The organism is gamma proteobacterium SS-5, assembly GCA_009497875.2.
GTDB lineage: Bacteria > Pseudomonadota > Gammaproteobacteria > Chromatiales > Chromatiaceae > Magnetovirga > Magnetovirga frankeli.
Genome location: CP032508.2, coordinates 3,493,473 through 3,517,179, shown reverse-complemented (window position 1 = coordinate 3,517,179; position 23,707 = coordinate 3,493,473). Strand labels below are relative to the sequence as shown.

17 protein-coding genes are annotated in these 23,707 nt (G+C 61.0%); 6 read left to right on the top strand and 11 right to left on the bottom strand.

What is annotated here, in order from left to right; genetic code table 11:
• Window positions 1-32: 32 nt before the first annotated feature.
• From D5125_17360 to D5125_04325, 10 genes are all read right to left on the bottom strand, one after another.
• A complete protein-coding gene (locus D5125_17360; protein ID QPB72211.1) occupies window positions 33-1,193 on the bottom strand; it encodes a hypothetical protein in 1,161 nt (386 codons plus the stop codon).
• 474 nt (window positions 1,194-1,667) lie between these two features.
• Window positions 1,668-2,441 (bottom strand): ParA family protein, encoded by a 774-nt coding sequence (locus D5125_04365; protein ID QFY88770.1) that lies wholly within the window; start codon window positions 2,439-2,441, stop codon window positions 1,668-1,670.
• Window positions 2,442-2,486: 45 nt separating this feature from the next.
• Complete coding sequence (locus D5125_04360; GenBank protein ID QFY88769.2) at window positions 2,487-4,238, bottom strand: methyl-accepting chemotaxis protein; 1,752 nt, start codon at window positions 4,236-4,238, stop codon at window positions 2,487-2,489.
• A 237-nt stretch (window positions 4,239-4,475) separates the two neighbouring features.
• A complete protein-coding gene (locus D5125_04355; GenBank protein ID QFY88768.1) occupies window positions 4,476-6,014 on the bottom strand; it encodes a polyamine aminopropyltransferase in 1,539 nt (512 codons plus the stop codon).
• Window positions 6,011-6,247, bottom strand: a complete 237-nt coding sequence (locus tag D5125_04350; GenBank protein QFY88767.1) for a DUF350 domain-containing protein — start codon at window positions 6,245-6,247, stop codon at window positions 6,011-6,013. Before D5125_04350 ends, D5125_04355 begins: the two co-directional genes overlap by 4 nt.
• Window positions 6,248-6,383: 136 nt before the next feature.
• A complete protein-coding gene (locus tag D5125_04345) occupies window positions 6,384-6,530 on the bottom strand; it encodes a hypothetical protein (GenBank protein ID QPB72262.1) in 147 nt (48 codons plus the stop codon).
• A 42-nt stretch (window positions 6,531-6,572) separates the two neighbouring features.
• Complete coding sequence (locus D5125_04340; protein QFY88766.1) at window positions 6,573-7,718, bottom strand: HlyC/CorC family transporter; 1,146 nt, start codon at window positions 7,716-7,718, stop codon at window positions 6,573-6,575.
• Window positions 7,719-7,875: 157 nt separating this feature from the next.
• On the bottom strand, window positions 7,876-9,603 hold the full coding sequence (locus D5125_04335; protein QFY88765.1) for a cation:proton antiporter: 1,728 nt from the start codon (window positions 9,601-9,603) through the stop codon (window positions 7,876-7,878).
• 213 nt (window positions 9,604-9,816) lie between these two features.
• Entirely contained in the window at window positions 9,817-11,400 is a 1,584-nt protein-coding gene (locus tag D5125_04330; protein ID QFY88764.1) for an ATP-binding protein, read from the bottom strand.
• 120 nt (window positions 11,401-11,520) lie between these two features.
• A complete protein-coding gene (locus tag D5125_04325) occupies window positions 11,521-13,929 on the bottom strand; it encodes a penicillin-binding protein 1A (GenBank protein ID QFY88763.1) in 2,409 nt (802 codons plus the stop codon).
• Window positions 13,930-14,345: 416 nt separating this feature from the next.
• Here D5125_04325 and D5125_04320 point away from each other — a divergent pair, with 416 nt between their 5' ends.
• The 6 genes from D5125_04320 to D5125_04290 all read left to right on the top strand — a co-directional run bounded on the left by D5125_04320 (window position 14,346) and on the right by D5125_04290 (window position 22,913).
• On the top strand, window positions 14,346-15,410 hold the full coding sequence (locus tag D5125_04320) for a pilus assembly protein PilM (protein QFY88762.1): 1,065 nt from the start codon (window positions 14,346-14,348) through the stop codon (window positions 15,408-15,410).
• Between the two features lies 1 nt (window position 15,411).
• Window positions 15,412-15,969, top strand: a complete 558-nt coding sequence (locus D5125_04315) for a PilN domain-containing protein (GenBank protein ID QFY88761.1) — start codon at window positions 15,412-15,414, stop codon at window positions 15,967-15,969.
• A gap of 2 nt (window positions 15,970-15,971) precedes the next feature.
• The gene (locus D5125_04310) at window positions 15,972-16,604 is read left to right on the top strand and encodes a type 4a pilus biogenesis protein PilO (protein QFY88760.1); all 633 of its coding nucleotides are present in this window, start codon (window positions 15,972-15,974) and stop codon (window positions 16,602-16,604) included.
• 2 nt (window positions 16,605-16,606) lie between these two features.
• Window positions 16,607-17,176, top strand: coding sequence for a pilus assembly protein PilP (locus tag D5125_04305; protein ID QFY88759.1), 570 nt, complete (start codon window positions 16,607-16,609; stop codon window positions 17,174-17,176).
• A 146-nt stretch (window positions 17,177-17,322) separates the two neighbouring features.
• Entirely contained in the window at window positions 17,323-19,584 is a 2,262-nt protein-coding gene (pilQ, locus tag D5125_04300) for a type IV pilus secretin PilQ (GenBank protein QFY91053.1), read from the top strand.
• Window positions 19,585-20,426: 842 nt separating this feature from the next.
• Entirely contained in the window at window positions 20,427-22,913 is a 2,487-nt protein-coding gene (locus D5125_04290; GenBank protein QFY88757.1) for a hypothetical protein, read from the top strand.
• Window positions 22,914-22,994: 81 nt separating this feature from the next.
• On the opposite strand, the gene D5125_04285 is transcribed toward D5125_04290, so the two are convergent.
• On the bottom strand, window positions 22,995-23,603 hold the full coding sequence (locus D5125_04285; GenBank protein ID QFY88756.2) for a methyltransferase domain-containing protein: 609 nt from the start codon (window positions 23,601-23,603) through the stop codon (window positions 22,995-22,997).
• Window positions 23,604-23,707 lie beyond the last annotated feature (104 nt).

The window sequence follows — 23,707 nt, the reverse complement described above, 5'->3', positions numbered from 1 at the left end:
TCCGTGGTTCGTGGATTTGCGGCTTGGCCGGGTCAGAAAAAGTTCACATCGCCACCCTCGGCGGCCTCGACCGCCTGGCCGCCGGGGGCGTGGTCCAGATGCTGCTCTATGGTCGCATAACTGGCGCGCATTTCCTCCAGCAATTGGTCAATATTCAGGGGCTCTATGGCCTGCCCCCGACCCCGCTGGATAGCGCGCTGCTCGATACGACCGGCCGTCTCTTGCAAACTTCTTGCCACTTGTGCCAGGATTTGACTGACCCGATCCTGAAACTGGAAGGCGGTGAGCACCTGATCGATCTCATGGCTGATCTCGCCGCCCAGCTTGAGCAGCTCCTCGCCATCGTGCTGCAGGGACTCGGTCTGGCCGCTGAGGCCCTCGATCACCCGTTCTATGGTCCGCTCGCCCTGGTGGATGGTCTCTTCTTCGCTCTCATGCACCTTTTCCGAGCTTTCGAATACCCGGTGCAGGGCCGCGCCTATGGACTTGATCTTCTGCGCGATCTGGTCGCCGGTCTTGGCCGACTGACCGGACAGGGTGCGCACCTCGTCGGCCACCACGGCAAAGCCGCGCCCGGATTCCCCGGCCCGCGCCGCTTCTATTGCGGCATTGAGCGCCAACATATTGGTCTGATCGGCGATCTGCCCCACCTGCAGGGCCATCTGGTCCAGGTCTGCGGTCAGCTCCTCCAGGTTTTTTACGCTGGCAAACATGGAGGCATTGGAGTCGAACATCTGGGTCAGTTGCTGAAACAGGCTGCGCAGCTTGCGCTTGTCGGTCTCGATCTCGCCCAGCAGTTGGTCGCCTTCGCTGCCCACATGCACCGCGCCATGTACCCGACGCAGTTCCTCGGACATGGCGGAAAAGCGTTGCACCAGCTGGTCGATGTTCTCTACCCCATGGCGGATGGAGCTGTCGATCTGCCGCTGCCAGATGGGAAAGACCTCGGCGCTGAGGCGCTCCAGCTCATCACGCTGCTGCTCGGCCTGCTCGGCGCGGGCCTGCATCTGCATCTCACGCTGGCGGGACTGGGCCAATTCCTGTTGCAGGCCCTCGGCGCGGTTGTACAGCCAATAGGCCGCAGCCAGGGCAATCAGCAGCAAACCAATGGCCGAGCCCAAAGGCCCCACCCGATCCGCCACAAACAGCGCTGCCAGGCCGGTCAGGCCCACCAGCAGCGGCCAGGCGGCCATACGGTAACTCAGACCTGAACCCAGCTCTGAAGGTGGCGGTAAACTCGGGCTTGTACTCATGGGTACGCAATCTGTTCTGTTGGTTTGTCGGTCCTGAATCTACCCCACAGTCGGGACAGAGTGATGTCAATTAAAAACGCCGTAACGGGCCAGGTCCTCTATTCCCTCTCCCCTGCGGGGATATGGCTGGGGTGAGGTGCAGACCCTTCCAGCCCTTTTGCCGCAAAACCCAAGGGCCTGTCTTGATGCGGCACAGTCTATCAGTAGTAGCGCAAAGTTTGATCCTGAAAACAGCACCCATCGGCCTTCCTGATTACCCACAAATCCCGGCCAATCGAATAGGGCGGCCCGTGGCCGCCGCGCAACCACCAGGGGCCGGCCTCATTGCCGTGGCTTGGCGGCCGGCGCGGCCCGCCCTATGCCGCACGGCAAGGTCGGCCTTTGTCCGCATTTTTTCGGGGCTTGAGCAATCCTTCACCGCTTCGCCTCATCTGCCCCTGCCTTGGACCTCCCTGGTCTGTTCCCCGCTGGCGGCTCCGGCCCGGCTTCCGCCTCAAGACCGAGGCCGGGGTATAGCTCAAAGCCCGCCCCGGTATTCAACTCCTCGGCCACCCAGAGCAGGATGGAGCGCCACTGCAACAGGTCCTTGATCACGCCGCGCAGGGGCAGTTCGATGATACCGCGCCCTTCCTGGGCGGCCTTGGGGTAGTTCTGCGTCTCGCGTATCTCGCTGATCAGCGGAAAGCTGATGCGGGCCAGAAAGCCATCCAGCACGCTCTTGTGCAACAGGGTGTTAGGCCGCGCCCGGTTGACCACCACGGCGGTCTTGGGGCCCTTGCCCACCTCGAAGTTGTTGCGGTAGAGCTGAAACAGGTGGCGCACCATGGCCCGTACATCAAACGGCGAGGCGATGGTGGGCACCAGCAGCATGTCCACATAGGGGTGGATGGCCAGCTCGTCCCGCACCGGAAAGCCCGCCGGCAGGTCGAGGATCAAAAAGGTGCGCTCATCGGCGTTCTTGCGCGCATTGAGCAGGCGCGAGAGCAGGTCATCGGCCGGGCAGGCCAGTACCGTCACCTTGGGCAGGCTGCGCGGGCGTACCGCCGCCCAATCCAGGGCCGAGGCCTGGGGGTCGGCATCCAGCACCAGCACGCTGTAGCCCCAGGCGGCCAGAAAGCAGGCCAGATTGCTGACCAGGGTGGTTTTGCCGCTACCCCCCTTGGGGTTGGCCACTGCGATGACCTTCATGCTTCAGTCTCCGCTGCACGGCGCTGTTGGGTGCCTTGCCCCTGCTCAGAAGAAGGTGATGTCATCTTCCTGCCCCGCCGTTGGGTTTGCGTCCGCTGCGGCTGTGCCGCCACTGGACTTGATCTCGCTCCTGTAACCGCCCCTGGCCTGCTGCGCCTCCACCGATTGCATATCCACCTTGAGGTTAAACAGGCGCAGCATCTCCAGCAACTGATTGACCTGGGTGGCCAGCATGACGCTGACGTCCTGCATGTCGCGGGCATTGAGTTCCGCCTGACTGGTGGTGGCCTTGAGATTGACCGCGTTGCGGTTGATGTTGGCCAGCTCTTCGGTCTGGCGCAGCATGGCGGCGTCCACCTCCTGATTGAGTCCGGCAATGCGCGCAGTGGAGCGGCTGACCTCGGCCAGTGGCTCGGCCAGGCCTTCCACCTGACTGAGGGTGCGCGAGGCGTGCTCCCGATTGTGGCCCATGGAGACCTTGGTCTTGCCCGCATTCTGCTTGAGTTCTTCGACCTGCTGGTTGATTTCCTGGGTGAGCTGCTGGGTGCGCGAGGCCAGGTTGCGCACCTCATCGGCCACCACGGCAAAGCCCCGCCCCTGCTCCCCGGCGCGGGCCGCCTCGATGGCGGCATTGAGCGCCAGCAGGTTGGTCTGTTCGGCCACGCCACGGATCACCGCGCCGATATCGCCAATGGATTCGGCGTTGGCGGCAAATTCCTCCACCTGACTGAGGTTGTTGGCCGACTCTTCATCCAGGCTGCGCATGGAGGTCAGGGTCTGGTTCATCACCTGCTGGGCGCTCTCCGTGATGCTCAGGGCCGAGGTGGCCGCCTCTGTGGCCTGGTTGGTGTTGTCGCGGATGGCGCTGATCTCCTGCTCCATGGATTGCATGCGCATCACCACTTCATCCACCTCGGCCTCCTGCCCGGTGAGGGCGCCCAGGGTTTGCAGGGCATCGCTATCCAGCTGCAGAGAGCCTTTCTTCACCCTCAGGGTGACCTCGGCGACCTGGTTCAGGGCGTCCTCCAGCTTGTCCAGCAGCTCGTTGTAGTCCTGGGCGAGGATGCCCGACTCACCGCCGCACTGGCTCAGGCGCTCGGTCAGGCTGCCCTTGCCCTGCACCAGATGCTGCATGTTTTCATGCAGGTAGTTGATCGGCCTGAGCACCCAGCGGATCAGCACCATGGCGAATAAGATAGAAATCGGAATGGCACCGAACAGGATGATCAACAGGTGATCGTTGGCCTGCTCGGTGGCCCCCTCCATGGCCGAGAAGTGCGCCTCGATCTGCTCGCCGAGCAGGGCGGAGAGCTGGCGTGATTGATCCCCCAACCGTTGGTGGGCGGCCAGCACCCCCTTGATGTCCGCGCCGACCGGGTCGGCCAGGGCCTGGCCGAACAGCCCCAGGGTCTTCTCAAACTGTTGCTGGAAGGCCTTGGCGGTCTGATGCAGCTGGGCCGGGGCCTGGGAATGCCCCTCCAGCCAGGCATTGAGCTTGCTGTCGAAGCCGGCATGGGTGCGCGCTATGGCCTGTAATTCGGCCTGGTCGGCGCGGTTGCGCCGTTCATCCCTGAGGTTGCCCGCCAGGTGCAGCAGGGCACCGCAGGAGGCGGTCAGTTGCCCGGTCAATTGGGTGATCTCGCGGGAGCCCTGTACATGGCGCTGCAGGTTGTCGTTCCACCATTGCCCCCAGGCTACCAGGACAACGAGGAAGACATGGGCCCCGGTCAGGCTCACCACCAGGCGGAAACGCAGGCTGCCCGGCTCGCCCAGATAGGCTGTCAACCACTTCAACATAGTCTTCTCGGTAAGGGTCTCGTCAATCGCCGCCGCTGCATGACCCAGGCGGCGTTTTCTGTCCAGCCCAGGCGCGGGTCTGGCTCTATCTGTGCCGATGGATACAGCATCCCTGCACCCCATCAGGCTCACAGGGGTTAGCGGCAGGCACCACAATAAACTTGAGAGACGATTCAAATAAAGGGTTAAACAGCTTGCTTCAAAAAGAAAAATTCAATGGGGGTGGTGCTCACCGGCTCAACGAAACCAATTGGCCCAGCCCTCCTCGTAGTAACGGCTGAGAACGTGGCTGCTCAGGCGATTGGTCTCCACCTCAAGTCGGGCCATGTCGGGCGGGAAGCGGGTCATGGGGCCCAGCAGGTCCTGGCGCAGAAACCTAAGCCCCGGCGGCAGACCGGCCCCGTGCAGCGGGTTGTTCCGATCCAGGCGCTTGGCGCTGGCCAGAACAAAGCCCCATTCGCCAAAGGAGGGCACATAGGCGTGGTAGGGCAGCGCCTCCAGCCCGGCACCCTGCTCCAGGCTGGCGACTATGCTCCAGAAGGCCTGGCGGGCATAGAGTGGCGAGGTGGCCTGGGTCACCAGCACCCCGCCCCGGGCCAGGCGCTTGGCGGCGAGCTTGTAGAAGCTCTCGCTGTAGAGGCGGCTGAGGCCGAGGCTGCGCGGGTCGGGCAGATCGATCAGGATGACGTCATACAGGGTATCGGCCTGTTCCAGGAACTTCCAGGCATCGGCATTGCGTACCTGCACACGGGGGTCGCTCAGGCTGTCGCCATTGAGCTGGCGCAGCAGGGGGTTGCGGCGGAACAGGCCGGTCACCGCCGGGTCCAAATCCACCAGATCGACCTGGCCGATGTCGCCCCAACGCAGCACCTCGCGCAGGGCCAGGCCATCACCGCCACCGAGGATCAGCAGGCGCTCGCGCCCCTCGGCCAGGGCCAGGGCCGGATGCACCAGGGATTCGTGGTAGCGGTACTCATCCAGGGAGTCAAACTGCAAGGCCCCGTTGAGAAAGAAGCGGATGCGCGCCCCATCCCGGGTCAGCAGTAGACGCTGGTAGGGCGAGGTCTCGGCATAGACGATCTCGTCGTCGTACAGCCGCGTCTCCATGCTCTGGGTCAGCCGCTCGGCCAGCACGAACAGCGCCAGCAGCAGGGCCATGGCCAGCAGCAGGGCCATAAGCCAGCGCCCCCAGCGGGCCAGCTGATCGCGAAACACCCAGGCCGCCAGCAGCGCCACCCACAGGTTGAGCAGGCCAAACAGCAGGCCGGTGCGCAGCAGACCCAGCTGGGGTGCCAGCACCAGGGGAAACAGCAGCGAGGCCACCAGGGCACCGACATAGTCCAGGCTGAGCACATTGGAGAGGTTCACGCGCAGCTCGCGCATGTGCTCCAGCAGGCGGATCACCAGGGGGATCTCCATCCCGGTGAGGGTGCCAAGGGCAATCACGATTAGCAGCAGGAAGGAGCGGTAGTTGTCCAGCTGGGCAAAGGCGAAGAACAGGATCAGCGGTGCCAGCCCGCCGAGCAGGCCGATGCCGAACTGGATGGCGACAAACCAGCGCGCCAGTTCCAGCTGGGCATGGCGCGACAGCCAGGAGCCCAGCCCCATGGCGGTCATGAACAGGCCGATGACCAGGGAGAACTCGAACACCGAGTCCCCCATCAGATAGCTCGACAGGGTGCCGATCAGCAGCTCATAGACCAGACCACAGATCGCCACCACGAAGGTGGCGAACAGCAGGGTCAGGTGCTGCAGACGCAGGCGGGCGTCGGTCACCCGATCACGGCGGCGAGGATAATGGCGATACCGATGAAATAGCCGGCGATGATCACCCCCAGGCTGGTATTGTGATCTTCAACGATCTCATCGCGGATAGAGAACTTGGTCAGCTTCTCCAGCACCCAGTAGCTGAACAGAAACAGCACCAGCCCCAGCAGGGAATAAAACAGGGTGGAAACCACCTGCGCCAGTTTGATATCGGAAAAGAATTCCACGTTAAGTGCCCTCATGGGTTGGGATGGTTAAAGCCGCCAGCCGCCAGCGACCAGTTGGGGACAGATTATGCGCAACCCTGCAAGTATAGCCTAGGAGCCTGTCGGGTTTAGGTGCCCGTAGCGAGCAAGGTGGAAGAGCGAGAACAAATTTTCACGATTTTGAGGCGCTGAGTTGGCCTCGTGTCACGTCCCGATTGATCAGACCCGGCCCCGCCGCCATCGGGCCGATCACCCCGGCAATGCCCATCACCGCCAGGGTGTTGAACAGATTGGAGCCGAGGATATTGCCCAGGGCAATGTATTGTACTCAGGCGCTGCCTGAGAATGCAGCCGGGGTGGCTCAGCTTGCGCTGTGATGGTTCGGCTTGGCTGTGGTCGCCAGGTCGTCTGCCGGGGCGGCGTCCTGCTCGGTCTGGGCGGCCTTGGCCTCGCGGGCGTTGTGCAAATCACGCCGAATGCGCTCTTGAAAGATACGGCTGCGCTCCCTGGCCAGGGATTGCATGTCCACTACCTGATCCATCTCATCGATGATCTCCACGCCCAAAAGGGTTTCGATGGCGTCTTCCATAGTCACCAGGCCTACCGTTTGACCGTAGCTGTCGTGCACAATGAATTGGTGCTCGCGGCGCTTGACGAAGAGATCGAGCAAGGTGTTCACCGGTAGGTTTTCCGATACATGAAAGACGGGTACAGCGATCTCTTCCATGCGTCTGTGCTGCTGATCTTCTATGCTTTTTTGAAGGATGCGTTGGTTGAATACCAGGCCGATGATGCTGTCCTGGGTCTCCTTGTACACCGGGATGCGGGAGTGGATGTAGGTTCCATCCTGCACCAGGGCCTCGGCCACGGTGACATCCTGGCTCAGGGCAAACATGACGCTACGCGGGGTCATGATGTCCCTGGCCTTGTGCTCCTTCAGGCGGAGCAGGTTTTCGATCAAGGCCCCTTCCTGACTGAGGATGGAGCCCTCGCGCTCGCTCATCTCCACCATGGCGAGGATCTCATTGCGTGAGTGATTGGGCCGGGGCTTGCCCTTTGACAGCAGTCGGGTGACCTGGATCGAGACCAGTATCAGCGGATAGGTGAGCTTGATCAGATAGTGAATGGTATAGATTGCCGGGATCAGCAACCTCTTCCAGTAGGTCGCGCCTATGGTCTTGGGGATGATTTCGGTGAAATAGAGGATCAGCAGGGTCAGAATGATGGCCATCAGGGTCTGCCACTCATCACCGAACAGGATTTGCGTCTGGGCGCCCACGCCGGCCGCTCCCATGGTGTGGGCGAAGGTGTTGAGAATCAGTATGGCGGAGATAGGCCGATCGATATGGGTCTTGAGTTCCTTGGCCAGCAAGGAGCCCCGTGTATTGCTCTCCTTTACCAGTGTCTGTATATAACTGCTGGTGGAAGACAGGAGTACAGATTCCAGAATGGAGCACAGAAAGGAAACAAACAGGGCGAGGAACAAGTAAAAGAATAAAAGCGTCATGCAGGCTGTGTCCGGGCTGTGGTCTTTTTCAAATCAGGTAACGGCTTAGGCTATTGATCCCCTCATCCCAGCCCTGTTCCCTCAACGGGTGCAACTGGTTACAAATCAGGCAAAACCCTGCCCCATGCGGCATGTTCCCGCAAACCCGCTGGCCGGGTCAATGGGGCTCGTTTTCACCCTTGAGCACCTGCTTGTAATCGCTGGCGCGCACGTCCTGTACCAGGGTCTCCACCGAGCCGCTGGAGATGCCGATCATCTGCAGGGCCTCGGCGCTCAGGCGCAGGCTGCTTTCCAGGGTCTCCGGGTAGGCCTTGGTGGCCCCGGCGTCGAGCAGGGCGGTGCTGGTTTGCAGGTCGCGGGCTCGGGCGATGATGGGGATGCTCGGGTTGATGCTGCGGATGTGGGACACAGCGCGCAGCGCCGTGGGACTGTGGTCTATGGTCAGCACCACCAGGCTGCTGTGCTGCAGATGCAGGGCCGAGAGCAGCTCGAAATCGCCGATATCGCCGTAGTACACCGGTCGGCTATCGGCCTTGCCGGCGGCGACGTGGTTGGGGTTGGTATCGAAGCAGACATAGGCCACGGCGCTGTCCTCCAGGATGGTGGCCACGGTGTGGCCGACCCGGCCATAACCGGCGATGATTACCCGCCGCTGGTCCTGCGCATCGCCCTCGGAGAAGCTGTAGGGCTCTGCCTTGTCTTGGTTGGCGACATATTTCCGATCGATGCGCATGGCCAGGCCATCACCGATGCGGATCAGCAGGGGGGTAAGCAGCATGCTTACGGAGATGGCCGCCACCGCCACCACGAAGAGTTCATCGGAGATCACCCCCAGGGCCAGGGCGCTGCCAAACAGGACAAAGCCAAACTCGCCGCTTTGCGCCAGCATGAAGGCCACCCGCGTGGCCACCGCCCGGCCCAGGCCGAAGGCCAGCCCGAGCAGAAACATCACCACCAGCTTGATGGCGATCAGCGCCAGCACATGTTCGGCGAAGCGGCCGGGGGCATTCGCCACCGCCTCAAGGTCGATAGACATGCCCACGGCGACAAAGAACAGGCTCATCAGCAGGCCCTTGTAGGGCTCCACCAGGGCCTGGATCTGATAACTGAAGCGGCTTTCCGAGAGCAACATGCCCATCAGAAAGGCACCCAGGGCCATGGACAGACCGGCCTCGTGCATGGCGGCGGCGGCCAGGAACACCGCCAGGAACACCACCAGGCTGAAGCCCTCGCGATTGTTGCTGCGCGCCAATCGCTCCAGGGCCATGCGCACCAGATAGCGACCGAATATCCAGACCACCAGCAACATGCCCAGCACCAGCGCCAGCTGCTGCCCCAGGGGCAGGCTGTCCGGCGCGCTGTGGTCGGACAGCAGCGGGACCATGGCCAGCAGGGGCACAATCGCCAGGTCCTGCATCAGCAACACGGCAAAGGCGCTGCTGCCGTGGCGGCTGGTGATATCGCCACGCTCCTGCAATATCTGCATGACAAAGGCGGTGGAGGACAGCGCCAGGGTGACCCCAATGAGCAGGGCCACGGGCCATGCGGGGTAGTACTGCTGGGCATAGACGGCGATCACCAGACCGGTGAGCAGGATCTGCAGCGAACCCAGGCCGAACACCTCCCGGCGCAGGGCCCAGAGCCGGTGCGGTTTCATCTCCAGACCGATGAGAAACAGCAGCAGCACCACCCCCAACTCGGTGAAGTGGCGCACCGCCTCCACATTGGCGATGGCCACCGGGCCAGGCGAGTGGGGGCCGACAATCACCCCGGCCACCAGCAGGCCAAGCACCGAGCCCAGCCCAAGCTGCTTGAACAGGGCCACCGCCAGGGAGGCGGCGCTCAGCAGCAAGACAGCAGAGATGACGAAGCTATGCAGTTCCACGGTGGTTCTCGTTGTAAGGAAAGGCCGATTCTATCCGTTATAACTGGCCCAGGGCAGGGCCACGCTGCCCGGCGCAAACCGCAGGCTTGTGGAACCTGAAATCTATAGGCCCTGTTTTTTTCTCCAAAGCTGGAAATGGACAGGCTCCTAGACCTGGGCCTAACCCGCCAACCCGTTGCCGATCCCGGCCTGGCCCTGTCCGCTCCATGAGCGTTAGTGAGGTTTCAGCCAATCCGCCTGGATCAGATTGCGCTCCTCCCGGCCAAACACCAGGCCCAGCTCGAACAGCCCCTGGCTGGCCTTGCCGCGATACTTCTCGCTGTAGCCCCTGGCCTGGATCTGCTGCAGCGCCGGGTTTTTCCCTTCAACTAAATCAGCGGCGGAGTCCAGCAGCTTGATCTCCATCACATAGATCCAGCCCTCCAGCTCGATGCTCATGTCCACCTGGCCCTGGTTGGTGATGTCCTCCGGGATCACCTGGGCGTTGAGGCTCTCGAAAAAGGCAAAGAGTACCGAGGCGTAGTAGCCCTCAAAATCCGCCATGGCGTTGTTGGTGAAGTTGCGCCAGGGGATGGCGGCGAACAGGCGCTTGAGGGTGGCGATGAGCTGGGGCAGATCACCACTGATGAGCTGGTCATACAGCTGATCCTGATAGCGGCTGCGCTGGTCCATCTCTACCTGCAAATAGCCATCGAGAAAATATTGATGCAGGGAAAGCTTGACCTCTTGGTTGGGGATGGCCAAACGAAACACCAGGCGCGAGCGCCGGGTCTGGGTGGAGGCTATGGTCAAATAACCCGATTGGAACAGCAGGGTGACCGGGTTGATGTGCTCGATATCGAAGGAATCCAGGATCTCCTCGCCTACCTCGATGCTCTCCAGTTGCGGCAGAAAATAGCGCCGCTGGCGGAACAGCTTGACCAAAAAGGACGGGCTGCCGGTCTCGACCCAATAATTGCGGTACATGCGGTCTTTGCTGATGAACAGCAGGATATCGAAGGGGTTATAGACCGCATCGCCGAGAAAGCGGTAGCCGTTGTACCAGCGGCGCAGCCTGGCCCAATCCACCCCGGCCAGATGCCCGGCAAAGCTGGTCTCCAGGTCATGCTGGGTGTAGCCGCAAATCGTGGCATAGGCCTTGTCCAGGGTGATGTCTTCCAGCTGATTGATGCCGGAGAAGATGCTCACCTTACTGAACTTGGTCACCCCGGTGAGGAAGACGAATTGCAGCTGGGCATCCTGCGCCTTGAGTACCGAGTAGAGATTTTTCAGGCCGCTGCGCATTTCAGCGGCTGTCTCCAGGTTCTCGATGTTGTCCAACATCGGTTTGTCGTACTCGTCCACCAAAACCACGACCTTTTCGCCAAACTGCTCCCGAGCGCGAAGAATCAGCTGCGACAGACAACCGGGCACATCGTTGGTGTCCCAATCGCAGCTGATGCCTAGCCGTTCTTGGTTTTCCTTGAGAATACGGTAAAGGCGAATATCCAGAGCCTCCTTGCTCTGCAACTCACCAGCGGCAAAATCGATCTTGATCACCGGATGGCGGCGCGACCAGTCCCATTGATCGTGGATATAGAGATCGCGGAACAGCCGCTCATTGCCCTCGAACAGTTGCTGAAAGGTATCCACCAGCAGGCTCTTGCCGAAACGGCGCGGGCGGGAGAGGAAAAAGCGCCCAGGGTACCGGGTGAGCCGGTGTACCAGCGGGGTCTTGTCGATATAGACCATGCCCTCGTCGATCAGGGTGGCGAGGGTGCTGTGGCCGGTGGGCAGGGGTTTGAGCTGGCTGTTCATGGGTGGGATTCTACCCTGTGCGCGGTTCCAGGCAACAGGCTTGCCGTACTCCGTGGCCTGCCGCTCAGAGAAGGGCGGGCCGCGCCCGCCGCCAGGTCGCAGGGCTGAGGGCCGGGTTGATCAAAACAGCTCTTCGGAGAGGATCTCGCTGGGGCCGAGCAGGGGCTCTTGCGGCTGCCCCAGGTCGGTGCCGAGCGGGTCAGACTCGCGCAGGGGCGCGCCGACGCGGAAGTATTCCTGGATGGCGTTGGCCTGACCGGGGGCGGCGGGCTGGCCGCTGGCGGGGTCTATGCTCAGGGCGTACATGCCGCCGGGCAGGCTCAGGGGCTGCTCGGGCAGGTCCTTGAGGGCCTCTTGCATGAAGGCCATCCAGGCCGGCAGGGAGACCTTGCCGCCCGTCTCCTTGCGGCCCATGGGGCGCATGTCATCAAAGCCGCTCCAGACCACTGCCACCATCTGCGGGTGAAAGCCGTTGAACCAGCCATCGCGCTGCTGATTGGTGGTGCCGGTCTTGCCGGCCAGATCAGCGCGTCCCAGCTCCTTGGCGCGGGTGGCGGTGCCCATGCGTATCACGTCGCGCAGCATGGAGTTCATCAGAAAATGATTCTGCGGGCTGAGGGTGCGCGGTGCCGGGCGGCCGGTGAGCACCTGGCCTGGGGCCAGCGCCTCCTCGCACTCCGGGCAGGCGATAAGCGGATCGGCGCGATACACCAGGCCGCCGTCCTGTGCCTCGATGCGCTGGATGAAATAGGGCTCCACCAGGAAGCCGCCGTTGGCCAGCACGGCATAGGCGCGGGCCATCTGCAGCGGGTTGGTCTCACCGGTACCCAGCGCCAGGGTGAAGTTGCGCGGTAGCTGGTCGGGGTCGAAGCCGAAGTTGCGGCTGTGCTCCAGGGCCTGTTTCAGCCCCATCTCCTGCAGCAGGCGGATGGACACCAGGTTGCGTGACTTGGCCAGGGCCAGGCGCAGGCGGGTAGGGCCGTGGAAGCGGCCGCTGTAGTTCTCCGGCCGCCACTGGCTGGTGCGGCCCTGGCCGGGGGCGAACATCACCGGCGAGTCGTTGATCAGGGTGGCGGCGGAAAAGCCCGCCTCCAGGGCGGCGGAGTAGATCACCGGCTTGAACCCGGAGCCGGGCTGGCGCTTGGCCTGGGTGGCCCGATTGAACTTGCTTTGGTAGAAGTTGTAGCCGCCCATCAGGGCCTTGACTGCCCCATCCTTGGGGTCCAGCGCCACCAGGGCACCCTCCAGCTGGGGCAGCTGGGCCAGCCGCCAGCCCGGCCGGTCCTGGTCATCGGGGTGGGCGCGCACCCGGATCAGGTCGCCCCGGCGCAGGATATCGCTGGCCTGCTGCGGCGCGCGGCCCTTGCGGTTCTCGCTCAGGTAGGGCGCGGCCCAGGACAGGGCATCCCAATCCAGCAGGGCGCGGCCCACGCCCTTGATATAGACCTGGGCGCTGCGCTGATCCAGCTCCAGCACCAGGGCCGGGCGCAGATCGGCGATGGCCTCGATCGGGCGCAGGGCGCGGAAGGCATCCAGGTCGGAGTCGCTCAGCAGGCGTAACTGGCGCTCCGGGCCGCGATAGCCGTGGCGCTCGTCGTAGGCATGCAGGTTGTTGCGCAGGGCCCGCTCGGCGGCCAGTTGCAAGCGCGAATCGAGCGTGGTGAACACCCGGTAGCCCTGGTGATAGGCCTCCTCGCCGTAGCGTTGCAGCATCTCGGTACGCACCATCTCGGTCACATAGGGGGCCTCCAGCTCGATCTCCACCCCGTGGTGGCGGGCGCTGACCCGTTGCGCCAGGGCCTGTTCATAGCTGGCCTGGTCGATCCAGCCCAGGCCGTGCATGCGCCCCAGCACATAGTCGCGTCGCTGTTTGGCGCGCTGCGGGTTGGTGATGGGATTGTATTTGGAGGGGGCCTTGGGCAGACCGGCGATCATTGCCAGCTGGGCCAGATTCAACTCATCCAGCCCCTTGCCGTAATACACCTGGGCGGCGGCACCCACGCCATAGGCGCGATGGCCCATGTAGATCTTGTTCAGATACAGCTCCAGCAGCTGTTCCTTGGTGAGTTCCCGCTCGATCTTCAGCGCCAGGAGTATCTCGTTGATCTTGCGGATGTAGGTCTTCTCTGGCGAGAGAAAGAAGTTGCGCGCCACCTGCATGGTGATGGTGCTGCCGCCCTGGCTGCGCTGGCCGGTGGTGAGCAGTTGCAGGGCGGCGCGGGCCAGGCCCTGATAGTCCACCCCTGGGTGCTCGAAGAAGCGGTCGTCCTCGGCGGCGAGAAAGGCCAGGATCAAGGGCCGGGGGATCTCGGCATAGCCCAGGGGCTCGCGCTTCTTCTCGCCGTACTCGGCCATCAGCTTGCCATCGGCGCTGTAGATGCGCAGCGGCACCTGTAGGCGCACATGGCGCAGGTGCTCGGTGGCGGGCAGCTGCGGGGCCAGATAGAAGTACACCCCGGCCATGGCCAAAAGGCCCAGCAGCATACCGCTGGAGGCCATCCACAGCAGGAGTTTAAAGATCAGGCGCACGGTTTATCCTAGGGTTAATGGGGCGACCACACATCTATCTAGGCCAGGCGTGGGCCGCCCCGGCAAAGACCGCCCGGCAAGGCTGGCCTGCCATGGAGTTGAGCGCAGATGCGGCCAAGGCCAATTCTACCCCTATCGGGGGCCAGCCTCCCAGCCCGAGCGGGGCAAAAGCCCAACTGCTGATTTTGCCCTATACCTATATTAATAAGGAAGCAGGGGGCTTGATTCCGGTAAAATCGATCTCGGTTTGCCTGGACCCCGACCTTTTCGGGTGCTCAGGCAGGGCGCGGCCAGCACTCCCAGCAACAAGCAAAAATTTGACTTAAAAATTTCTTTTGCTTTTATGGCGTTATCGGCTATTATTGACGTCAATTGTTAAGCAATTAGATTCATGGGCAATCACTGACGGGACCGCCATGTTTTCATTCTTAGGAAAAAAGTCCAATAAACTCATTGGGTTGGATATCACATCCACCTCGGTCAAGCTGCTTGAACTGAGCCAGGTCGGCAGCCGCTACCAGGTGGAAAGCTACGGGGTAGAGCCCTTCTCGCCCAATGCCGTGGTGGACAAGGCCATTGCCGATGTGGACGCGGTGGGCGATGCCATCCGCAAGGTCGTCGCCAAATCCGGTTCCAAGGCCAGCCATGCGGCGGTGGCGGTATCCGGTGCTGCGGTGATCACCAAGGTGATCAACATGCCGGCCGGGCTGGATGACCGCGAGATGGAGATCCAGATCCAGTTGGAGGCCGACCAATACATCCCCTATCCGCTGGAGGAGGTCAATCTCGACTTCGAGGTGATCGGCCCCAACGCCCGCGTACCGGACCAGGTGGACGTACTGCTGGCCGCCAGCCGCAGTGAAAATGTCGATGCCCGTGTAGCCGCCCTGCAACTGGCCGGACTCACTGCCACCGTGGTGGACATAGAATCCTACGCCATGGAACTGGCCTGCTCCCTGCTGGCGGAAGACTGGCCCAACCAGGGCGAAAACATGACCGTGGCGGTGGCCGACATCGGTGCCACCAACACCACCCTCTCGGTACTGCACAACAACGTCATCATCTACACCCGCGAGCAGAACTTCGGCGGCCTGCAACTGACCGAAGAGATCCAGCGCCGCTACGGCCTGTCCCTGGAAGAGGCCGGCATGGCCAAGCGCCAGGGGGGCCTGCCGGACAACTATATCCCCGAGGTGCTGGAGCCCTTCCGCGAGGGCATGGCCCTGCAAATCAGCCGTGCCCTGCAATTCTTCTACTCCGCCAGCCCCTACAACAATATCGATCTCCTGGTTCTGGCCGGCGGCAGCGCGGCCCTGTCCAACATCGACAAATTCATCGAAAAGCGCATAGAAGTACCCACCACGATCGCCAACCCCTTCGCCAACATGAGCATGTCCAACAAGGTGAGGGCCAAGGCCTTGAACAACGACGCCCCGGCGATGATGATCGCCTGCGGCCTGGCGCTGAGGAGCTTTGACTGACATGGCGCGTATCAACCTACTCCCCTGGCGCGAAGAGCGGCGCAAACAACAGGAAAAGCTGTTCGGCATAGTGGTCGGCATCGCAGTCGGTCTGGTTGGGCTTGGCGTACTCGCCGCGCACCTGATCATCAACGACCAGATCAACTTCCAGAACCAGCGCAACCAACTGCTCAAGAACGAAATCGCCGTGCTCGACAAGCGCATCGAAGAGATCAAGAACATCGAGCAGGAAAAGGCCCAACTACTGGCGCGCATGAAGGTCATCCAGGATCTGCAACAGAGCCGACCGCAGATCGTCCACCTGATGGACAAGCTCATCACCGCCCTGCCCGAGGGCACCTACCTCACCGCACTGAGCCAGTCCAACGACAAGGTCTCCCTCGACGGCAAGGCCCAATCCAACGCCCGCGTCTCCGCCTTCATGCGCGGCGTTGAGCGTTCCCAATGGATGCAGAACCCGGCCCTGGCCGAGATCGTTGACAAAGACCGCAGCCAAAGCGGCCTGTTCGTGTTCAAGATGAAGCTACAGCAGGCCAGCCCCAAGGCCGAGGAGAAATAGCCATGAACCTGGACGATCTGAGCAACCTCGACCCCAAGGAAATCGGCATCTGGCCCTGGCCGATCAAGGCCGTGGTGATCCTCATCCTGTGCGGGGCCCTGGGCTACGCCGGTTGGCACTTCCACCTGCAGGAACAGATGCAGAACCTGGAAAAGGTAGAAATGGAAGAGGGCGACCTGCGCAACGAATTCGCCGCCAAGCAGGTCAAGGCGATCAACCTGGAGCGCTACCGCCAGCAACTGGCCGACCTCAAGGAATCCCTCGGCACCATGCTGCAGCAACTGCCCAACCAGACCGAAGTGCCCGCCCTGCTGGTGGATGTCTCCCAGACCGGGCTTGCCGCTGGGCTTGAATTCAAACGCTTTCAACCCGCTGCGGAAAAAAAGCTGGAATTCTACGCCGAGCTGCCCATCAACATAGAAGTGGTCGGCAACTACCACCAGTTTGGCGACTTTGTCAGCGGCCTGGCCTCCCTGCCGCGCATCGTCACCATCCACAACATCAACATCAAGCCCACCGGGGGCAAGGACGCCAAGGGCGGCCAACTCAACCTCAAGGCCGTAGCCAAGACCTACCGCTACCTGGATGACACCCAAGCGCCCGCGCCCAAGGCAAAGAAAGGCAAGAGGAAATAGCCATGACCAGCAACAGCACCCAACCCCAGTTGACGCAACGGGCCCCGGCGCGGCTGGCCATCATCCTGCTCAGCCTCGGCCTCAGCGCCTGCATGGGGCATGACATGAACGACCTGCACAGCTACATCGCCGAGGTCAAGGCCCGGCCCGCGCCAGAGATCGAACCCCTGCCCGAGATCAAGCACATCGAAGGCTTCATCTACAGCGCCAACGGCCGCCGCGACCCCTTCAGCCCGGCCATGGGCATGGGCGACGAAGAAGAACAGTCCGCCGCCAGCGGCAGCGGCCTGCGGCCCGACTTTGACCGGCGCAAGGAAGAGCTGGAACAGTTCCCCCTGGACACCCTGCGCATGGTCGGCATCCTGGAGCAAAAGGAACAGGCCTGGGCCCTGGTCAAATCCCAGGACGGCGTCATCCACCGCGTTCAGCCGGGCAACTACCTGGGCCAGAACCACGGCCAGATCAACCAGATCACCGAAGACAAAATCGACCTGACCGAAATCGTCCCAGACGGAAAAGGCGGGTACCAAGAGCGCCAGGCCAGCATCGCCCTGGCCGGCGGAGACACCTAGGGGAGCGGTATTCAATGAGCACACAATCAACCAACGTCGGAAGCCCAACCATGAACAGGAAAACCCACCTGATGAGCACAATGAAGGCCAGGCTGGGCCAGGCACCAGGCCAGTCCCTGGTCAGAACCCTGGTCCTCCTGCCGGCCCTGGCCCTGCTGCTGCCTGCCACCGCCCAGGCCCTGGCGATCAAGGACGTCTCCTACGCCGCCCTCCCCGGCGACCGGGTGCAGATCACCATCAAGGCCGACGGCCCGCTGCCCCAGCCCGCCAGCTTCAACACCGACAACCCGCCGCGGCTGGCCATAGACTTCAACCAGGTCGGCAGCGACATACCCAAACAACCGGTGCCCGTCGGCATCGGCCTGGTGCGCAGCCTGCAAACCCTGGCCGCCGGCCAGCGCACGCGCCTGGTAATCAACCTCAGCGCCGCCGCCCCCTATGAGGTCAGCGCCAGCGGCAACCAGGCTGTCATCACCGTCTCCGGCGGCACCAACGAAGGCATGGCCGACGCCGGCTCCAGGCAAAAGGCCAGCGGCACAGTCCAGGCCAGCCCCCGCGCCCAGGCCCCAGGCAACTACGGCATCCGCAACATCGACTTCCGCCGTGGCCCCAGCGGCGAGGGCAAGCTGCTCATCAGCCTGGCCGACGCCGGCACGGTGGCCGACATGCAAAAACAGGGTGCCAACATAGTGGTCAACATCCCCAACACCAAGCTGCCGCCCAAGCTCATCCGCAAGCTGGATGTCACCGACTTCGCCACCCCGGCCCAATTCATCACCGCCCAGCCCGACGGCAGCAACACCCAGATCACCATCGAGGCCACCGGCATCTACGAACACCTGGCCTACCAGACCGACAACGAATACGTCGTCGAACTGCGCGCACTCACCGCTAAGGAAGAAGCCCAGCTGCGGGAGAAAAGCTACACCGGCGAGCGTTTGTCTCTTAACTTCCAGGACATCGAAGTGCGCTCGGTACTGCAACTCCTCGCCGACTTCACCGGCATGAACCTGGTGGTCAGCGACAACGTCACCGGCAACATCACCCTGCGCCTGCAGAATGTGCCCTGGGATCATGCGTTGGATATTATTCTGAAGTCAAAAAATCTGGACATGCGCCAGAAGGATAATGTGATGCGTATTGGGCCAGCTGCAGAAATTGCGGCAGCTGAGAAATTGGAATTGGAATCAAAGAAACAAGTAGAAGAACTCGCCCCTCTTGTCACCGAATGGTTCAAGCTTAGCTACGCCAAGGCAGAAGATGTTGCCGCCGTATTAACCGGCACCACGGTTACGAAGAGTTCAGAAGACACTGCACGAGCAGCCACTGATCAAGGTACTCAAAGCTCCAAAAACAAGGCAGCTGAAGAGTCTTCAACCGGCTCAATTATTTCGCCCAGAGGTTCCGTCAACAGAGATTTAAGGACCAATGTGCTAATCGTCAAAGATACCGAGGAGGCATTGAGCCAAGTAAGAACAATCATTCAGCGCCTTGACGTGCCAATCAATCAGGTCCTGATAGAATCTCGTTTGGTAATTGCAGATGACAGCTTCACAAAAGACTTGGGCGTACGCTTGGGCTTTGGCAGCGCCGGTGCCTCAGGCTCGGTGACCGACCCCAACTCCACCTTCTACAGCGTGGGTGGCGGCGTGCCCTCATACTCGAACATCAATAATGGCCAACTGCCTCAAGCCGGTCTCAATGCCGGGCAGGCACAAACCATTGTGCGTGATCCCATAACCGGTGCGCCCAGTGTAAGAACTGACCAATTCAGCTTGTTACAGGACAACCTGCTGGTCAATCTGCCCACGGATGCCAACAACCCCGCCACCAGTGCCATCAACTTTGTCATTGGCAAGGCCTTCTCTCACATCATCTCGCTGGAGTTGAGCGCGATGCAATCCGAGGGCAAGGGTGAACTCATTGCAAGCCCGAGGGTTTTAACCGGTGATCGGACCCAGGCCTCGATAAAAATGGGTGAGGAAATTCCCTTCCAAATCATCAGTGATGGAGAAAGAAGCGTTTTGTTCAAGGAGGCCCTGCTAAAATTGGATGTCACGCCACAAATCACACCCGATGATGATGTGATTATGGATCTGATAATTACCTATGATAACCCTGATGACTTGCGCAATGTGGATGGGAATCCTTATGTGTACAAGCGTGAAGTAAAAACACAGGCTTTGGTCAGTAACGGAGAAACCATAGTATTAGGTGGTGTATTCAAACAACAGACTAACAAGTCCAAAAGACAAACGCCTGTGCTAGGTGATCTGCCTTACTTTGGTAATCTATTCAAGCAACGCATGACCAGAACAGCCAACCAAGAACTGTTGATCTTTGTCACCCCAAGAATCATCAAGGAAGGCCTGGGCCAAATCGGCCTCAGGGCAGGCAGGGGCAAGTGAAAAAAGTTTGAAGGGTGAAGTGTGAAAGACCCTGCCGCGATCCACATAGGGCGGCCCGCGGCCGCCGCTGGCGCGAAGTGACAAGATGGCTAAACCGCTTAGGGTGGGCAACGCAAGCCCCAGGGCACACGCCTAGAACAACAGAAACCGTTTAACCCAATTCAATTCCAGAGTTCACAAAGGAACTTCCGATGGCAGTATTTACAGGCACAGTTGGCGACGACGTCCTGGTTGGCTTTGCCGATCTTATCGACACCATCAAGGGAGGTGATGGTGATGACATCCTCATTGCTGAAGTGGGTGTGGGTGTCAATGAAGATGGACTCGTCAATATAACGGATTCCCTCTTTGGTGAGTTGGGTGACGATATCTATCGATTTAGGGGCACGCTTCACTCTGGCGTTAATTTTGTTGTTGACGGAGATAAGCCCGAAGAGGAGATTGATCCAAGCGAAGATGCCAATAATAACGGGGTATTGGATGCTGGAGAAGATGCTAATGGCGATGGCGTACTGCAGAATTTTCCTGTTACCACATCAGTTGCTTGGACAGGAAATTTGGCAGGGCCTGGTACTGACACCCTGGATTTGACTGGTATTACTAATGACCTGTCAACCTTGCGTGCATGGGCGGCTCCGCCTGACCCGACTTCAGAAGAAAATAATGGGATAGTCCTTGGTGTCACCGCCGCTGATGGTGGTGAGGCTCTTATACTGATATCTCAACAAACCTATCAAACAGATGGTGACCATAGCGTAGATTACATCCAGATAGGCAATGCCCTGCTTCATCTCTCCGCTGTAAATACCCGAGCTGAAGTTGTTGATCTTATTGCTGAGTGGGTGGCTGCTGGCTTTCCTGCTGGCACATTCAACGGCAGCGATACCGACCGCTGGCCCGGCACTACCCTTATCGGCTTTTCCGAAATCAGCGATACCCTAGTCGGCGGCATAGGCAACGATACGCTGATTGCTGAACTAAACGAGGATGTCAGTTCTGAGGAATTGCAGGGCGACATAGGCTCGGACCGTTACGTTATCCGCGCCGACACTGATATTGACGGCTCAAGCCCGACCAACATCAAGATTGTGGATAAGGGCGGCAATGCCGATGTGCTGGACCTGTCTGATATTACCAATGAGATTACGCGCCTCACTATCACCGGAACAGACGACGGTGCGGTCACACTGAATGTTTTTCTGGAAGGCCGCCACCCAATAAAAATATCCTGGGACAACCAACTCTACAAGCGTGCTGAAGAAGAACGCGCCATCGAGACTATTCGCATAGATGGTGTGGATCTGGATATTTCTCAGCTCAACTCTCTGGCGGAGCTTCAGGCAGAGATAGATAACTATTCGGACAACAATCTCAGCGGTTCATCATCCGACTATGATGGCGAAGTTGTTGGCTATCCTGAGATTCCAGACACACTGGTAGGCGATGTTGGTGATGATCGAATAACCGCCCACGTCACCGGCACCGCCAGCCTGGCCGATAGCGTGGATGGCAAGGAGGGCAACGATACCTATCAGCTGCTGGGCAGCCTGATCCCCGGCGTGGTCAACCTGACCATCGCCGGCGATGGGGCCGGTACCGACACCCTGGACCTGTCCCAGCTCACCGCGCCGACCGATAAAGAGGGCTTTCTGCCCAATATCACTGTGGTCTCCGCTGAGACATCAGGCCAGGTGATCCTGGGGGTGGATTACGGCATGGGCGCGGCCCATATTGTATTGACCACCCAGATCTATCAGGACAACGCTGGTGGCGAGCGGGCGGTGGATATTCTGCGCTTTGACCATTCCTCGCTTGCAGAGGAACAAAAGACCCTGGATATCTCTGGCCTGGATAGCCGCCAAGAACTGATCGACGCCATCGCCGATTGGGTCAAGGAGTGGGTTGGCGCCGGCCATCCGGTCGTTGGCTTTGGCGAGATCTCGGACAATGTCACCGGTACCGCCAGCAATGATATCCTGGTGGCCGAACTGAACGAAGACGTGCCCAGCGAGACCCTGGACGGCAAGCAGGGCTCGGATACCTACCGCATCACCGTGGATGTGGATGGCTCCGTGCCCACCTCGGTGCGCATCACCGACTTTGGTGAGCGTTATGACGTGGATACGCTGGACCTATCCTATATCCGGAATCCCATCACCTCTTTTGACCTGGAGGCGGCGGCGGATGGCTCCATCACCCTGACCCTGGGCTTGGGCGGCGCCAACCCCCTGACCATCTCCTGGGCCGACCAGCTGTATCAGATCGACGGCGAGCGTACCATCGAGCGGATCAGCTATAACGGCAATACACAGGATATCTCCAGCGCCAACAGCCTGTCGGACCTGAATGCCCTGCTCAACGACTGGGTGATGCGGGCCTTCCCGCAGCTGTATAGCTTCCAGTACGTGGAAACGCCTACCGATGGCAACGATATTCTGACTTATCGCGGGCTGACCATAGCCGCGGGGGATCACAGCGTCATTGACGGCCTGGATGGCATAGACCGGGTGGTGATCTCGGATAGCAGCGCCTATTACCGCATCGCCAGCTTCCCCGGCGCGACCAAGATCTGGGCCTCGGACGGGGCGGATTACAACAATAAGTTCGACGAGCTGCTGCTGTACAACGTGGAGCAGCTCCAGTTCAACGATGTGCTTATCCCTTTGCAGACCCCCGAGGCGGGCTATGAGCTGGCCGCCCTGGAGACCAACGGCAGCAACGGCAATGACATCCTCAGCTGGCATGCCACTGAAGATACCATGTGGGGCTATGGCTACTACGGCAAGGATAAGAATCTGGTGTTCGATTATTCGAGCCATTTCAGCATCCAGATCACGCCCAACGGGCCGGTTACCATTACCGGATCGGCCTCAGCGGACTACACCTATAAGTTCAAGCAGGTCACCCTGTATGAGGTGGAGGAGATTCAGTTCATCGACAAAACAGTGATCCTGGACCTGACCGGCAATCCCACCACGGCGGCCAGGCTGCTGGGCGGGCTGTTTGGTCCTAGCTCAATCTTAAATCCCCACTATGTTGGCGTGGTGCTGGACCTGCTGGAGGGCGGCATGAGCACCCAGGCCTTGGTGCAGGCCGGTCTGAACCTGCAACTGGGCGAGGATGCCAGCAATCAGGAAGTGGCCAGGCTGCTGTATGAGAACCTGTACGGCCGCGAGCCCACCAACATCGAGCAGCACGCGATTGCCGGCTGGATCGATCAGGGCCTATACACCCAGACCTCCCTGGCCATGGCGGTGGTGGAGAGCGACATAAACTGGAACAACCTGGAGTTGTTGGGCCTGAGCCAGAACGGGCTGGGCTATGTGTAACCGCCTCATGCCCCGCCCCATAGGGCGGCCCGTGGCCGCCGCCAGCGCGGAACGGCAAGACAAGCAGGACAGGCCGACCGGCTAGCCTGTACCGCACCGCGTAAAGCAGGCCATCTGGGTCGAGCTGCCACGCTGGGGGTCCGGCGGGCCTATATCCTGATGGTCAACGCAATAGCCCTGGCGCTCGGCCAGGCCCCTGCACCAGGCGCGAAACTGGGTCCGGCTCCATTCGAAGCGGTGCCCAGGGTGGCGGCGCTCGCCAGCTGTCAGGCCGTGCAGGGGGTTGTAATCCCGGTTCGGCGTGGTGATGAGTACCAGCGCCGGGGCGATCTGACCAAACAGGGACCGCTCCAGGCGCGACAGTCGGCCGGGGTCGATGTGCTCTATGGTCTCCAGCAACACGGCGGCGTCGATCGCCATGCTGCACCAGTCGCTTTCCTCGAAGGAGCCCTGCCGCAGTCGCACGCGCCGGTCGGGGTGCAGCGGATCCAGCATCAAGCGGGCACGGGCAAGGGCCAGCACCTCGGCATCCGTGTCTATGCCCAGCAGCCGGTCGAACTGATCGTATTCCCGCAGGCAATGCAGAAGCTCGCCCTGGCCACAGCCCAGATCGGCCACCTGGCGTGCGCCACTGGCGAGCAGGCGGTGGGCCACCGCGTCGAGACGCATCTGGTGCAGCGCCGTTGCCACTACAAAGGCCGGGCCAGGGTGGTTGACCTGAGGGCCTTCATTCCCGTAGCTGAGTCTGCATCTGTGGCCCGCACTTGCACAATTCCTGCTTAAGGATCGAGGGG

What these genes read in the sequence shown, in the direction of transcription:
- D5125_17360 (QPB72211.1), bottom strand. Translation starts at nt 1,193, where the DNA reads ATGGCCGCCTGGCCGCTGCTGGTGGGCCTGACCGGCCTGGCAGCGCTG.
- D5125_04365 (QFY88770.1), bottom strand. Translation starts at nt 2,441, where the DNA reads ATGAAGGTCATCGCAGTGGCCAACCCCAAGGGGGGTAGCGGCAAAACC.
- D5125_04360 (QFY88769.2), bottom strand. Translation starts at nt 4,238, where the DNA reads ATGTTGAAGTGGTTGACAGCCTATCTGGGCGAGCCGGGCAGCCTGCGT.
- D5125_04350 (QFY88767.1), bottom strand. Translation starts at nt 6,247, where the DNA reads ATGAGGGCACTTAACGTGGAATTCTTTTCCGATATCAAACTGGCGCAG.
- D5125_04340 (QFY88766.1), bottom strand. Translation starts at nt 7,718, where the DNA reads ATGACGCTTTTATTCTTTTACTTGTTCCTCGCCCTGTTTGTTTCCTTT.
- D5125_04330 (QFY88764.1), bottom strand. Translation starts at nt 11,400, where the DNA reads ATGAACAGCCAGCTCAAACCCCTGCCCACCGGCCACAGCACCCTCGCC.
- D5125_04320 (QFY88762.1), top strand. Translation starts at nt 14,346, where the DNA reads ATGTTTTCATTCTTAGGAAAAAAGTCCAATAAACTCATTGGGTTGGAT.
- D5125_04315 (QFY88761.1), top strand. Translation starts at nt 15,412, where the DNA reads ATGGCGCGTATCAACCTACTCCCCTGGCGCGAAGAGCGGCGCAAACAA.
- D5125_04310 (QFY88760.1), top strand. Translation starts at nt 15,972, where the DNA reads ATGAACCTGGACGATCTGAGCAACCTCGACCCCAAGGAAATCGGCATC.
- D5125_04305 (QFY88759.1), top strand. Translation starts at nt 16,607, where the DNA reads ATGACCAGCAACAGCACCCAACCCCAGTTGACGCAACGGGCCCCGGCG.